This is a genomic window from Trichocoleus desertorum ATA4-8-CV12 (assembly GCA_019358975.1).
Classification (GTDB): Bacteria; Cyanobacteriota; Cyanobacteriia; order FACHB-46; family FACHB-46; genus Trichocoleus; species Trichocoleus desertorum_A.
This window is the reverse complement of the sequence record JAHHIL010000051.1, coordinates 29,993-43,690: the sequence shown is the minus strand read 5'-3', so window position 1 is coordinate 43,690 and position 13,698 is coordinate 29,993. Positions and strand designations below refer to the sequence as shown.

General features: G+C 49.8%; 14 protein-coding genes. 7 read left to right on the top strand and 7 right to left on the bottom strand.

The window, feature by feature from the left end:
• The 4 genes from KME12_23415 to KME12_23400 all read right to left on the bottom strand — a co-directional run.
• On the bottom strand, nt 1-203 hold a 203-nt coding region (locus KME12_23415; GenBank protein MBW4490733.1), incomplete at its 3' end, for an IS701 family transposase.
• Nucleotides 204-444: 241 nt separating this feature from the next.
• A complete protein-coding gene (locus KME12_23410) occupies nt 445-1,503 on the bottom strand; it encodes a chlorophyllase (GenBank protein MBW4490732.1) in 1,059 nt (352 codons plus the stop codon).
• 230 nt (nt 1,504-1,733) lie between these two features.
• Nucleotides 1,734-1,982 carry a DoxX family membrane protein gene (locus KME12_23405; protein MBW4490731.1) on the bottom strand — a complete coding sequence of 83 codons (249 nt, stop codon included), beginning with the start codon at nt 1,980-1,982 and terminating at the stop codon, nt 1,734-1,736.
• On the bottom strand, nt 1,979-2,587 hold the full coding sequence (locus KME12_23400; GenBank protein MBW4490730.1) for a hypothetical protein: 609 nt from the start codon (nt 2,585-2,587) through the stop codon (nt 1,979-1,981). Before KME12_23400 ends, KME12_23405 begins: the two co-directional genes overlap by 4 nt.
• 181 nt (nt 2,588-2,768) lie before the next feature.
• Between KME12_23400 and KME12_23395 the strand changes: the two genes are divergently transcribed.
• The 5 genes from KME12_23395 (at nt 2,769) to KME12_23375 (ending at nt 6,180) form a co-directional block, all read left to right on the top strand.
• Entirely contained in the window at nt 2,769-3,425 is a 657-nt protein-coding gene (locus KME12_23395) for a hypothetical protein (protein MBW4490729.1), read from the top strand.
• A 356-nt stretch (nt 3,426-3,781) separates the two neighbouring features.
• Nucleotides 3,782-3,955: an SDR family NAD(P)-dependent oxidoreductase gene (locus tag KME12_23390; GenBank protein ID MBW4490728.1), complete on the top strand. Its 174-nt coding sequence runs from the start codon at nt 3,782-3,784 to the stop codon at nt 3,953-3,955.
• Between the two features lie 335 nt (nt 3,956-4,290).
• Nucleotides 4,291-4,593, top strand: a complete 303-nt coding sequence (locus KME12_23385; GenBank protein ID MBW4490727.1) for a hypothetical protein — start codon at nt 4,291-4,293, stop codon at nt 4,591-4,593.
• 72 nt (nt 4,594-4,665) lie between these two features.
• Nucleotides 4,666-5,874 (top strand): trypsin-like peptidase domain-containing protein, encoded by a 1,209-nt coding sequence (locus KME12_23380; protein ID MBW4490726.1) that lies wholly within the window; start codon nt 4,666-4,668, stop codon nt 5,872-5,874.
• Nucleotides 5,875-5,982: 108 nt separating this feature from the next.
• On the top strand, nt 5,983-6,180 hold the full coding sequence (locus KME12_23375; protein ID MBW4490725.1) for a hypothetical protein: 198 nt from the start codon (nt 5,983-5,985) through the stop codon (nt 6,178-6,180).
• Between the two features lie 121 nt (nt 6,181-6,301).
• Here the strand turns inward: KME12_23375 and KME12_23370 are convergent, their stop codons facing one another.
• Both KME12_23370 and KME12_23365 read right to left on the bottom strand, forming a co-directional pair.
• Nucleotides 6,302-6,793: an SRPBCC family protein gene (locus KME12_23370; protein ID MBW4490724.1), complete on the bottom strand. Its 492-nt coding sequence runs from the start codon at nt 6,791-6,793 to the stop codon at nt 6,302-6,304.
• A gap of 679 nt (nt 6,794-7,472) precedes the next feature.
• On the bottom strand, nt 7,473-7,715 hold the full coding sequence (locus tag KME12_23365) for a hypothetical protein (GenBank protein MBW4490723.1): 243 nt from the start codon (nt 7,713-7,715) through the stop codon (nt 7,473-7,475).
• 697 nt (nt 7,716-8,412) lie between these two features.
• Here KME12_23365 and KME12_23360 point away from each other — a divergent pair.
• Nucleotides 8,413-8,622 (top strand): hypothetical protein, encoded by a 210-nt coding sequence (locus KME12_23360; protein ID MBW4490722.1) that lies wholly within the window; start codon nt 8,413-8,415, stop codon nt 8,620-8,622.
• Between the two features lie 338 nt (nt 8,623-8,960).
• Nucleotides 8,961-9,113, top strand: a complete 153-nt coding sequence (locus tag KME12_23355; GenBank protein MBW4490721.1) for a hypothetical protein — start codon at nt 8,961-8,963, stop codon at nt 9,111-9,113.
• 68 nt (nt 9,114-9,181) lie between these two features.
• On the opposite strand, the gene KME12_23350 is transcribed toward KME12_23355, so the two are convergent.
• Nucleotides 9,182-13,693 (bottom strand): response regulator, encoded by a 4,512-nt coding sequence (locus KME12_23350; GenBank protein ID MBW4490720.1) that lies wholly within the window; start codon nt 13,691-13,693, stop codon nt 9,182-9,184.
• Between the last annotated feature and the right edge of the window lie 5 nt (nt 13,694-13,698).

Sequence of the window (13,698 nt, the reverse complement as noted above, 5' to 3'; positions counted from 1 at the left end):
CGCACCAATTGCAAACCCAAGTGAGCCGGGGAAGCACTGCCCTTGCCTCGGTAGACTCGAAAGCTCCAGGGGATGCGCCAAGGTCCAACCACCAGATACAGCACCACCAGATGCACTCCCCGTTTGCCGTGAAAGACAGAGACTAAGTGCTCAAAAGCTTTGAACTTACCTCGTTTCTCCAGGGTCGTCAGATCAACAATCACTTGCAGATGAGGACGGCGATCGCTGACTCTCAGGCCTCAACTGGCACACTGAGAAATTTCCCGTCGCCCTTAACTGGCACCTATGAGAAGCCTTTGGCACTGATACCAGGAGCTTTCTGTTGAGACATCAACTGCCGCTATTTTTTTCTAGGGCGGCAAGACTAACTGGAGAAATTTCTGCTCTAGAGCTGCGGAGAGCTTGCCGGAACTGGCTTTGCTGAGCACACTTGAGCTGATGCTGTTATTTACCACGCTTCAGCTTCCAAGCAGTTCCGAGCAACCCAAAGGCTAAGATGCCGACAAACGAGGCGGGCTCTGAAACAGTTGCTACCTCACTGGTGACACTGACGTTTTCATCTAGCACGTCTCCTCGGTTATAGACATAATCCAGCGCCTCAACGTCATTGAGCAGAGAGGCTCGTAAGATCAGCCCACTCCAACGAGCGATCGTTTCTGTAGCAACGTCCTGGTCTAACGTCGGTCGAACTGGGTCACGCAGGCTGTCTTGGTTGGTAATCCCATAGTGATTGGCACCTTGTACAGTGATCAATACTTTGGGCGGATCTTGAATCTGCTCATAAGTCTCTTCAACCGCAGCAAAATTGCCTACAACCCCATCGCGATCGCCAGCGATTAAAGCCACAGGAATCCCGTCATTCTCAATTGGGGGAATCATGTCGCCAAAGCGAGGATCTCTAAAGGTTGAGCCGTAAAAAACCCCTGCCATCAGTTCTTGTGGTCGTGAGAACGTACCCGTGCAAAGAAAAGGAAAACAGATATCCTGAATGGCACTCAGCCCAACGGCTCCGCCGAGAGAATGCCCAATCAACCCGAATTTGTTAGGGTTCAGCAGGTTGGCGAGTGGAGAAGCTGAATTTGTGTTGGCGGCAGTGGCATAGGCCAGGACATCGTTGACCTGTTGCTGCTCTGGAAAAAATCCGGTGAAAGCTTGTCCCGTCACTGGATCGATCGCAGTTCTGATATGATTTGGCACAATCACTGCAAAGCCATATTGAGCTACGTGACTCGCAAAGTTTGTGTAATCTGCTTTATCAACTAGCGCGCCTTGCAGGAGTAGAACAACAGGCAGCGAATCAATAGGAGCATTGGGTGATGAAACAGGATAGTAGATGTCAGCTTCATCTACACCTGTAGCACTGGGAATCGTAGCGTTGAAGCGATCGACGCGATTGAATACTGGCTCAGGACTAAACGCAACCGCGGGAAGTCCCATCCCCAACCCAAGACAAGCCGATCCGATCACTGCAATCGAGGACTGCATCTGAATAGCTTTGATCATGGCTCTAAGCGTATAAACAGCAGAGAGACACCGCATGACAAGGAGCGTCCACCCCAGTTTGGGAAACACCACTCCTATTCATAAACTAGCAGCGTGCCCGGGGCTATCCTCACCCATTTACTCAGAGATTCATAGTGTTTTTGCTTAGACTTTACTAAAGCTTTAAAGTTAGGTTGCCATCCCACCGAGAAACCACTGGATCATATTTGCATTTGGCAACGTTGGTATTCCTAGACCTCAGCGATCGCTGAGCACCGCACTACCAGAGTCCAAGCCGCAGCCCGCCTGAATCGAGGAATCAGTAAACCCACTCCAGCCAACACCTCCAGAAATCCGCTGCCGAATACCAGCGACCAATGGAACGGCAAAAAATCTGGCACAATTCTTTCAAACGGCTCTGGATCGGTGAAATGCTTCACCCCAGCCACAATCATCCCGATCGCCAGCAGAATTTGAAGACCGCTTTTATACCACTTCATATCACGACTGGCCTCTTTTCCTCAGGATGACCGTTCACTTGGCTCTCTGCTAGATGCTTCAGCCGCAAAAACTGTTGGCGCATCATCACCAAATCTCCCCAAGGTAAAACCGTCCGCATCCCCGCTCCTAACAGGTTTCTGGGATAGCGTACATGTCCCTTGAGAATCAGCCGACAGGTGTTTGCAGCTCTCGGCACCACCACATAACTCGCAGCAATCTCCCCAAAAATTGCGATCGCCCGCTGATCCGCCAGGACGATCGTCAAATGTCGATTCAGGTCAAACTCAACCAGCCTAAAAACTCCCATCACACTTTGACCCAGCGCTAAGTTTTCCACTCCAGGTAACAGCTGTTTGGGGCTAGGGCGATCGGGGATCAACTCCCGCACATCAAACAACATCCGTTCCAAGCGATCCAGCCAGTCATAGCTATAAGACCCGAGCTTCAGTTGACACAACCACCGGAATAGAACTTCTGCGGGTGCATCCACATCAATGGCTCGGAAATAAGCGTCATCACTATTGCCGATGTAGCGATCGCACGGGAACGGCATGCCCCTCTCTTCGAGTGTTGACCCCCAGGTATAGGCAATGCTTCGTGCCATCGTGACGCTTACCATCCGTCAGTTTAAGGGCATCGTAATGTTTGAGCGATAAACCCACCTCTATCAGAGGCGTTAGTAAACAGACAACCTAGTTTCGAAATCGGTAACCGCTCTAACCACAGCTTTAAGGTTGCTTAGGTTAGAGAAACGTGATGCTCTCGGCTTGAGGAGAATAATCAAAATGGTAAAACTTCCCGCGATCGCGCTTATCGTTGGCCTACTAACCGCTAGCTCTGTAGCCATTGGCTTAGAGGCACCCAAGTTGAAGCAGTCAGCATCTCCACAAACTGCTCAGTGCCAAACCGTCACGAACTTTCCTGAAAGCCCAATTCAGACTTTGCCCATCCCCTTTGAAAACGGCTGTGCCATTTCTACTCCTCTGCGGGCCAACAATCCTGGAACCATTGTCTATGTGCTGAAAAAAGGGATGCGATCGCCTGTGGCGCTAGCGAAGCAAGGTGCCTTAACTTCTCAGCAAACTGCCACCCTTGATCGCTTAGTCGATCGCGGTGAAGCAGTGCGGATTACCTGGTTCACCCCTGGCACCATTGGCTCCCAACAGTTTGTGCAATCCCTGCCGCCAGAGACGATCTTCATAGCCTGGAATGACCTCTGCACCAAGTTCTCGGCCCAAAAAGTAGGTTGCGTGGAGTCTGGTCTGTTTCGTCCGGCGGCTCTAGGAGAAATTTTGGTCAGAAATAAAGAGCAGACTGCACCCGAAAAGCGGCTATTGCAGTTGCATGACCAACGGATTACCAAAGAAGGGGTCGTTATCATCAAAGCGCAGGAGCACCGCAGCCAAGAGGAGAACCAGGAAGAGGCATCACAACGGCTGTAAGCATTGATCAAAAGTGCGATCGCGGTGCCAAAACCTCGTAAGGTTAGCAAGCCAACCCGGAGTTCGCAAAGAAGGCGGCTGGAGAGTAGAACCAAGCGATCGCAGATTAAAGCGATGACAGGTAAAGTCAACGATGAATAAAAGGGCATTGCAGAATAGAAGTATGAATTGAGGTTACTCTTGATGCAATGTCCTGAGTGTGGTTCTACCCATATCCAGTGAATTGAGGTTAGCGATCGCCCAACGACTTATACGTGCTGTAGAACCGTTAGAGCGATCGCTGATTCACTATTTGGGCTGAGGAAAAGCCAGCTTAAGCTTCGTAACGTGTAAATGCTCTGTTTTTTAGAATCCGTATGACAACAGCTCTCATCACCGGAGCGTCTGCTGGTATCGGTACTGTCTTTGCTCAGGAACTCGCTGCTCGTAAAACCAATTTGGTTCTAGTGGCTCGTTCTGAAACTAAATTGCAACAACTTGCACAGCAGTTGCAAGAACAGTATAGGATTCACACTTCCTTGCAGCTTTAGAGAAGGAGGAATCTAATAGGGTTCCTGGTGGTGTTAGCAACCAAGTCTTGGCGAATCTATCACGATTTTTACCGAGAACCCCAGTGGTTAGTTTGATTGAGCCGTATTTCAGAAAATGACAGCTATGGATATTCCCAATGGATTGGTTAATAAAGTTCTCAACTACTTGTTGCGTCAAGCAGATGCAGGCGACACAGAAGCGGAAGAACTATTGGATGAACTAAATGAGTTGAACGAATCTGTGTAAGCAGAAGAATTGGAATCAAGATAGCTATTGGTCAGCTTACTAAGCTTACTGAGCAATTTGGCACGATCGCGACAGGAGAATCAAATTCATGACAGCTAAACCTACATGGAAACCCCATACTGAACATGGCAAACTGAGTACCAAAGACCGCAAAGAATTACCAGATAATGTATTTGCGTTTCCCAAACAGCGAAAAGAACCATTAACTGACGCCTCCCATGTTCAGAACGCCCTGGCTCGTTTCGATCAAGTCCACGATGTATCTGACGAAGACCGAAATTTAGCCTTTGCCAATATCCAAAAAGCGGCTGAGCATTATGGGGTTCATATTGAAGAGCAGAACTGGCATGAACTTGGTAAGAAGCCACACACCAAGAATCCAGCGCACTGAGAATTAATTGATCAGCAATTAGTCATCCACAATAACCCATAACAGAAATCACTTAGAACAGAATTAGAAAATATGTACAGCGATCGCAACCTTATCAATCTTGACTTTAATTCTTCCTGCTCAACTCGTAAAACTGAGCGGCGAGCAACCCTTTATCAACGTTGGGTACAGAGACTAGCAACTTATCTGTTGATTGGGTGTGTTAGCCTTGGTATTGGATTTTTGAACAACAGTTCTGCTCAGGCTTTACCACTTCAGCAAAATAGCTCGGAGGATAACTTTGTTACCACAGCCGTGAATAAAGCAGAAGCAGCAGTGGTTCAGGTGAATGTGTCTCGTACTTTAGCAGGAACAAGAGATGTACCGAGTTCCCTAAGACCCTTTTTGGGCGGAGGACAGCCAGTACCATCGAATGCTCCTGTGTTGCGAGGCATTGGTTCTGGCTTTGTGATTGATTCGGATGGACTGCTTCTCACCAATGCCCATGTGGTGAATGAAGCCGATACCGTAACCGTATCGTTTCAAGACGGTCGCATCTTGGATGGGCAAGTACTGGGTAAAGACCCAGTCACAGACGTAGCCGTGATTCAAGTACAAGCTGAGGACTTGCCGACTGTCACAATTGGGGATTCCGATGCAGTGAAGCAAGGGCAGTGGGCGATCGCTATTGGTAATCCACTTGGTTTGCAGGAAACTGTAACGGTAGGTGTGATTAGCGGCACTGAGCGGTCTAGTGCGGCGATCGGCATTCCAGATAAGCGGGTTGGCTTCATTCAAACGGATGCGGCAATTAACCCAGGTAACTCAGGGGGACCGCTCCTGAATGCGGCAGGAGATGTGATTGGCATCAACACTGCCATTCTCCAGGGAGCGCAAGGACTTGGCTTTGCCATTCCGATTAACACCGCCCAAACCATTGCCCAACAGCTCATTGCAACCGGAGAGGTTCAACATCCCTATATCGGGGTGCAGATGGCTGCGCTCAACCCGCAAGTGAAGCAGTTTATCAATACATCTCCCGATAGCGGCATGCAGGTTGAGGCAGACCAGGGAATTTTGGTGGTTCAGGTTCAACGCAACTCCCCGGCGGCTAAAGCAGGAGTGCGAGTCGGCGATGTGATTCAAAGGGTTGACGATCAACCTGTCACCCAAGCGAATAAAATGCAGCAACTCATCGAAGAAGCGGGAGTCGGGGGTAAGCTACCCGTCACATTGCAACGCAATGAACGAACTGTGGCATTGACAATCCAACCAGAGCAACTTCCCCCGGCAACTCGGTAGCTTCGTGCTGTGGAACGCGATCGCCCGCCTACCCCTCAAGCACCACATTCCCTAGGGCTTACATGGTTGCTTTAGTTCAGCAGTATGACCCTACCACACGCACACATCATGATATCTACTTTAGAAATCACTACGACTGAAATTCAGGTTCCTCCAGAACAAACTCCAGAGCCAATGACTTATCCAGAATCTGCTCCGGAGCCTGATCTAGAACCTACTCCCCAACCTGATCCAGAACCTGTTGCTGATGAGCCTGACCCAGAACCAATGGGTCTGCCGCCAGAGCTTGATCCAGAAGCACTCTAATTACTTTCCTAAGTTGCCAAAGAACAGATAGTAAGTGCTGTATCCAATGGCAGCGATCGCAATAGGCATGAGTTCGAATCGCACTAATGCCTGACTCGCAGAAAGAAATTGCCTGAAAACATTACTTGTTGGCTTCGATCTCTTCTTTACCACCCTGCCCTTCACAAATCCGTTTGATAGATTCTAGGGTTTTAGTAATGCCCTCATGCATGGCAGCTTCAAAGCTGTGTCCTGGTGATCGCTCTGCCATCTTTTGTGCCATTTCAGGTCTAGGCGAAAAGTGAATATGCACCGTTACCTGAGATTGTGAATCTCCATTGCTTTCCACTTTCATCCATCCACCATAGTCATTCTCACCATCGGAACCCCATTCAAGGCGATGTGCTGCTTGGTCTACTCGAAAATGACCATCCGCGTCATAGGAACGCTCTCCCGATTGTCCTTGAGTGCGAATGCGATCGCCTGCTTGGGGTTGAGCACTTTTCACCGTTGGTAGATACTGCGGCACATTTTTCACATCTGCCAGAAAATCAAAGAGGCGATCGGCAGGTGCAGCAACCGTGATCGATTGTTCAAACTCAGTTGTTTTGACGGATTCGCTAGTTGAAGTCATTACTTTTATCCAAAAACGGCATACACAGTCAAGGTATCGAACCTTAGCTTGCCACTGTTCTGTCTAAAGGCTGAAAAGGCGATGTGTTAAGGCTTATACGGAATACTGTCATGTAATTTGCTGTATCGTCTGAGAGAATCCTTATCGCAGGCACCTTGACCCATGTTTTGCATTAATCCACCATTGCCAGCTTCTTCTCAGTCATAATTCAACTCCGTTATCAAATCCTTTAAAGTTGTTTGGTTTTGGCAAGATTCCCATCTTTAGGCAGGGTTGTTTCATGTTACAAGAGGAAAAATTGAAATGTGGTTCAACTCCCTGCACTGCCCCCTAAATCCCCCTTTCTGGGATGCCCGATAGGGCTTTATTCTGGGGGACTTTGAGTCTTGTTCCCCCCAAATTTGGGGGGCTAGGGGGGCCTGGTTCGGAACGCTTTCGTTGTATGAAACAGCCCTGCCATCTTTAGGGACGATGTGAGTTTGTATCATCAAGGTTACGGCAGCAACTCGAACTCATACACATCGACTGTGGCTCAGGGGGCTTTTCAGTAAAACTCACTAGTTCTTTGATTCGCTGTAGCAGGGCTTTGATGTGATTTAGCAGTCTGTGTTGTTCCGCAATTAACGCTTGAAGCCGTTCACGTTCTTCCATTGCTGTTTCTATCTTGCTGTGCCGAACTCTAAACTTCACCACTGGTTAAGCAATCCTCATACTCTTCATAGGAATAGGTGTGCTGCACGCCATATTTTTGACTCAGTTCCTTGAGTTTGACTGAATCATCCGAAACCAGTGCTACTAATTCTGAATTTTCAGCTTGAGCAAAGGCTGGCAAAGCTGCTTCTTGAACAAACCAGCCCAGTGCGACAATTGCATATCGGATTTTGCGATCGCCATTTGTTGATGAAAGTTGAGATGAAGTCATTAGAAATAGCTGTATTGCGGAGCAATTCCCCTTCAGGGCGATCGCTTATGGCACCAGACTAAGGGGCTAAACCTCTCTTTTCCTCCAACTCTTGAGGCATGTTGGCTAATGACGCGCTTAAGTCTTTTGAAGGAGTTTTTGTAATGTTTGTAGGTAATGAAAGTTGCTCAACTATAGTTTTCCTGACAATCGCCTAACGGCACTCCCCCATTCTCAAAATCCACATCTGGGTTGGATCATTGCCTAACACTGAGGAATCTCGTTCTATTGCAATTTGGTCAGCACAACACCAGCCAATGTTCTACCGTTTTGCGATCGCATTCTCTTTTGTGATGCCGTGCAAAAACAAAGCCTTATCCAGACGTTTATGCTTTGGCCAAACAGGAGTGTGATGGTGAGGTTTGGCTGGTTGCCGCCCATGCTTGGGATGTGATATAGCAATCCTTTTTGATTCTTGAATGGGGTGCAGGGGTAAAACCCTTGCGTGGGGGCTGCGCCCCCACCCCCTGTTTCCAATCCATTTAGGATTGCTATAGTTAGCCTGTCTTGTTGGAATCTATCTAATGATTGACGCTTAAGCGTGATAAGGCGGATTAAAAGTAAATGGCAAAGGTAGGGTACCGATTTATCCACGCTTAGCAACATTTACACTTTCCCAGTAACAACTAGGGAAAGGAACATCCACAGGAGAATAATAATGCAAATTGACAAGCAGCAGATTATAAGTATGATTCGCTCTCAGGGGCAGTCGGGGAATCAAGACCACTCTGGACAAGCTGAGCAGGAGCTACCCCAGCAGGTAGACACCGATAATCAGCAGCATCAACAACTACTACAGAAGTTCGGCATCAACTTACCAGATTTACTCACACGATTCACCGGCGGTGGTGGTATCCCAGGAATGTAGCTGCTTGTGAGCTGACAATCGAAGTAAGGAAACTGTTGTGTTGCAAAAAATTTGAGAAGCACTATCTACAGAGTTGTAGTATAAAAATTACAATTTTGGGTGTAGCTTCAAGAAAATTTTTTGCAACATAACCGCTCCACATTTCATCTGTATTAGCCATAACATTAACCACAACTGGGCGCATCTAACGGTTGGGGGAACCCAACAAGGATTAGCGAAAATAGAAGAGGAACCAATCATTTTACGCCTCTCGACTATTTCTGTTTCAGCAGTTGTGCCATCACTCATGGTAAGCGTAATCGAAAGAACGCAATCCAGAGGCAAGGAGATGTCGTAGATTGTCTCACTCGTCTCGTGCAGGCGATCGCGGTATTTTGAGTTCACAACGAATGGCTACCAGTGGCGACGAGAACTATCCCCCTGTATCAAAGCCCGTGTTTTTGAGTGCGGAGTGCCTGGAAGATTTCTATGAAACAATATACCTGTTGTAGAGTGCTGTTAGCGAAGCGTAACGCACCGCGAGTTGGTATTTTCTGGAAATCTCCTTAGAAGTTGGGGATTAGGGCATGGATGATGGCTCATGGGTCATCGATGTTAGAAGTGGCAAGCGGACAATCAGGGTTGTGCCCTTTCCTTCTCCTGCACTTTCGGCATGGATTGTACCGTTGTGGAGTTCGGCTAAATGGTGGGCGATCGCCAGCCCCAATCCCAACCCATTCTCTGAATCCGAATCTCTGGCTTGACGGAAGCGATCGAAGACATGCGGTAGAAAATCAGCCGCAATCCCAATGCCTGTATCGGTGACCCGAATTTCGGCGTAATCTGCGGGCTGCGAAGTTGCATGAGTAATCAGTTGAACGTCTACCTGTCCACTTTCTGGCGTGAACTTAATCGCGTTGGTCAGGAGATTGCAGATGACTTGCTGGAGGCGATCGCTGTCACCCATCACCATCACCTCAGCCATTTTGACTGGATCTTTGACTGGATCAGTGATGCCCCACCACACCAAGTCAATCCCTTTGGCTTCAGCAAGATGATAAACAGTGGCGATCGCTGTCTCGATCACAGTTGCTAGTTCGACGGGTTGAAGATGCAAACGCAGCTTGCCTGTGGTGATCCGAGAAATATCCAGCAAGTCTTGCACCAGTTTGGCTTGCAGCGTTGCGTTGCGCTCAATGGTGTCTAGGGCTTTGGTCAACATCAATGGACTGGAGGGACTGGTTCGCAGCAAGCGCGTCCAACCCAAAATCGAGACTAGAGGTGTGTTCAGTTCATGGGAAACCGTTGACAGCAGTTCATCTCTTCTGCGGATGGTGGTTCTAGCCTGATGCAGCGCTTCCCCTCGCAGTTGCGCCATCTGAAGATGGGCATTGACGCGAGACACCAGTTCTTGGGCTGAGAAGGGTTTGATCAGGTAGTCGTCTGCTCCTGCTTCCAGTCCTTCCACGATCGCTTCTTCTCCAGCCCGAGCCGAGAGCAAGATGATGGGGACTTCTCTGGTGCGGGGGTCTGCCCGTAATGCCTGAAGCAAGCCAAAGCCATCTAGCCCTGGCATCATCACATCGCTCAAGATCAAATCAGGGACGTGCGCTTGAGCGGCTGTCAGTGCGGCTTCTCCATTTGCCACTGCTTCTACCTGAACATGTTCGTTCAGAATGCGTGTCAAATACTCTCGCATGTCGGCGTTATCATCCACCAGGAGAACGCGGGATTTTGAAGGATGAGGGATGTACGCCTTTGGCGTTCCCGAAGGGTGGGATGAGGAATGAGGGATGAGAGATATAGCTTGTTTCTGCGGAGCAGTAGGATGAAGTGCGGCTTCTGTTTCATCCCTCATCCTTCCGCTTTCATCCTTCCCAGGGAGCCACCGCTCTACCGTTTCGACATAGAGGGCTGCATCGATCGCGGTTGATGCTAGAGTACGGGTAGGCTGAATACGATCGCCTTCAGGTCGAAGGCGATCGCTGGGTAAGTGGTCTGTGCCAAAGGGTAGGGCGATCGCAAAGCAGGTTCCCTGTCCTAGAGTGCTACTCACTTCAATTGTGCCGCCATGTAGTCGAACGAGTTCATTCACCAGGGCTAGACCAATTCCTGATCCTTCATGGGTTCGGGCTTGTGTGCCCCGCACCTGATAAAACCGCTCAAACAGATGAGGCAGTTCATCGGGTGCAATCCCAACGCCCGTATCCCACACTTCTAGAACAACATCAGATTCTGCTCGTATGGATAGGGTAATTTCCCCCTCAAAGGTGAACTTAAAGGCGTTGGAGAGTAGGTTGAGGATAATTTTTTCCCACATCTCGCGATCGACATACACCGCTTCCGGTAACGGTGAGCAATCGACAATCAGCCGCAGACCTGCCTGCTCGATCGCCGATCGAAACACACTCGCTAATTCAGTCGTAAATTGAGATAAATCTGTTGGTTCATAAACGGCTTCCATCCGTCCAGCTTCGATGCGGGAGAAGTCGAGCAGGGTATTGACCAGTTTCAGCAGGCGTAGAGCATTGCGGTGCGCTAGTTCTATCCGTTCTCGATTAACAGAGTTGAGGGGGTGGGTGCGTTGACCTTCGGTCGGGCGTAGCCCCTCGTTCAACGCATCTTGTAGGGGAGCCAGCATCAAGGTTAGCGGAGTGCGGAACTCGTGAGAAACGTTGCTGAAGAAGATGGTTTTGGCGCGATCGAGTTCTGCCAATGTCTCCGCGCGTTGGCGTTCTTCTTCGTAGGCAGCTTGTTCTTGAATCCGTTGAATTTGATCGGCTTCTGCTTGTTTGCGATCGGTAATGTCGTTGAAAACAATGGCAACCTGTTGGTTTTCGGGTTCGCCAACAGGAAAGGCATAAATGTCAAACCAACGGTGCAACTGTTCAGCACGGCTCTCAAAGCACACAGCTTGACCTGTCAAAGCAACGTTGCCGTAAGTTTCAAACCAAAATTCTTCGTGGTCTGGAGCGAGTTCGCGCATCCGTTTACCCAGCGCGTTTGCCATCCCCGTCTGTTGCTCAAAAGATGGACTGATTTCCAAAAAGCGATAGTCAACAGGCTGCTCGTTCTCGTCAAAAATCATTTCGATCAGACAAAAGCCATCATTAATTGACTCGAACAGCGATCGATATTTTTCCTCCGATTGACGCAGCGCCGCATCCGCCCGGTGACGCTCAAGAAATTCCCCGGCAGTCCAAGCAAGCATGTCCATCAGCCGCAGCTCGTGGTCGCTGGGACGATGCGGCTGACGGAACTGAGTGCTGATCACGCCGATGGTCTCTCCCGATCGACTTGCCATCGGGGTGGACTGCGCGGCGCGAATTCCGTCGGCGTGGGAGGCAGCGCCAGCATCGGTGCCTTCCAAACCTGGGAAACCCACCGTGTCTTCGATAATCAGGCGTTGCCGATGGACGCGCGCCACCTCACACCCCGTTTCCAGACCTTCGTAGCGAAAGAAGGAGATAAAGGGGCCGTCATCCGCATACCCCTGCCAGACAGCCATCTCCAGCCGCTTACCGTCTGAGCTAAGAAGCTGCACGCAGCCCCGATCAGTGCTGGTAAACTCACAGGCTACTGCGAGCACGTCCTGGAGTGCCGCCCTGACATCGTTTTGGTTTGCCAGCTTCGACTGTAGCTCGTAAAGTCGGCGTATCCCCGCCAGGTCAGCCGCAATTTGAGCTTTGCTTTCGCGCAGGGCTTCCTCGTTCTGCTTGCGATCGGTAATGTCTTGGAAGACGACTGCAACACGGCGATCGCGGTCATCACCGACTTTAACCACGTAGAAGTCATACCATTTTTGATCTGGCTGGGCATATCGTTCCAATCGTTCGCTTTCACCTGTACGGGCAACACGACCAAAAATTTCATACCAAAAGGGTTCATATTCTGGGTTAATTTTGCTGAGCCGCCGTCCGGTGAAATCTTGCCCAACCATTGCGATCGCCGCTTGATTTGCCTCCACATATAAGAGGTCAACGGGCTGATCGGCTTCATCAAAAATCACATCAATGAGCAAATAGCCTTCATCAATAGAGTTGAACAGCGATCGATATTTTTCTTCCGATTCGTGCAAATTCGTTTCGGCTTGTTGCCGCTCAGTCGAGTCGCTCATCACCCCCGACATACGAGTCGCCTTGCCGTGGTGGGTTTCCATCACCCGCCCGTAGCCGCTCATCCAGCGAATTTCTCCCGTGTCAGCCCGCACAATGCGAAAGTCTGCCTGGTAAGTGCCGTTGGTGGCGATCGCTTGTTCCAGTCGTTCGCTCATCTGCTGGCGATCGGCGGGATAAACGTACTGTATAAACATTTCAGCCGACTGCTCTCGATGGTCGGGTTCTAGCCCTAACAAGTGATAGTGCTGATCGTTCCAGACCACGCGGTTGGTGATAATATTCCAATCCCACGCCGCCAATTCCGCTGCTTCTAGCGCCAACCGATACCGATCTTCCAGTGGGGTTAGGTTGCTGTTCGCCAACCGCGATCCTTGAGCCTGCCGCTGGTTTAGCAGGAGGGCGGTAGCTGCAAAGTCAGCCAGACTGCTCATCACCCGCACATCTTCTAAGTCAAAATGCCGCTGCTCATCGTGCGACACAATCCAGATCGTACCGAGGGCATGACCATCAGCAATCAAAGGCAACACTAGCCCTTCCACAATTCCTTCGGAGTTGCGCTCTGCGCTAAACGGTGTGTTCGCGTCCTGGAGGTAGGTGAAATAGCGTTCGGGATACCCAAAAAGCTGAGGAGTTCCCCGGTCTAAACAGACCCCACAGGGGCTAAAGTCGCGGGGGGTAGTGTCACCGACCGATTTCGCCAAGGTTCCGGCTAATGCAGTCCAGCGAAAGACTTCTTCCCCTGTCGCTGTCGTTTCTAGCAAGCTCACCCCTGCCGTTCCTGCCTGACATAGCTCTAGCGCGATTTCGACCAGGGTTTGCTGCAAGCTTGCTGAATTATGTGTCATCTCTTGAGCCAGAGTTCGCATTGCCCGATTTTCTGCCTGCCAGTTAGGAGAACGGGAAGGGCGTTGGGATAGCTCTTCGGTAATCAAAATATCGTTTAAGGTGACGATTTCAGATGTTTGTCGTTGCATAGCAC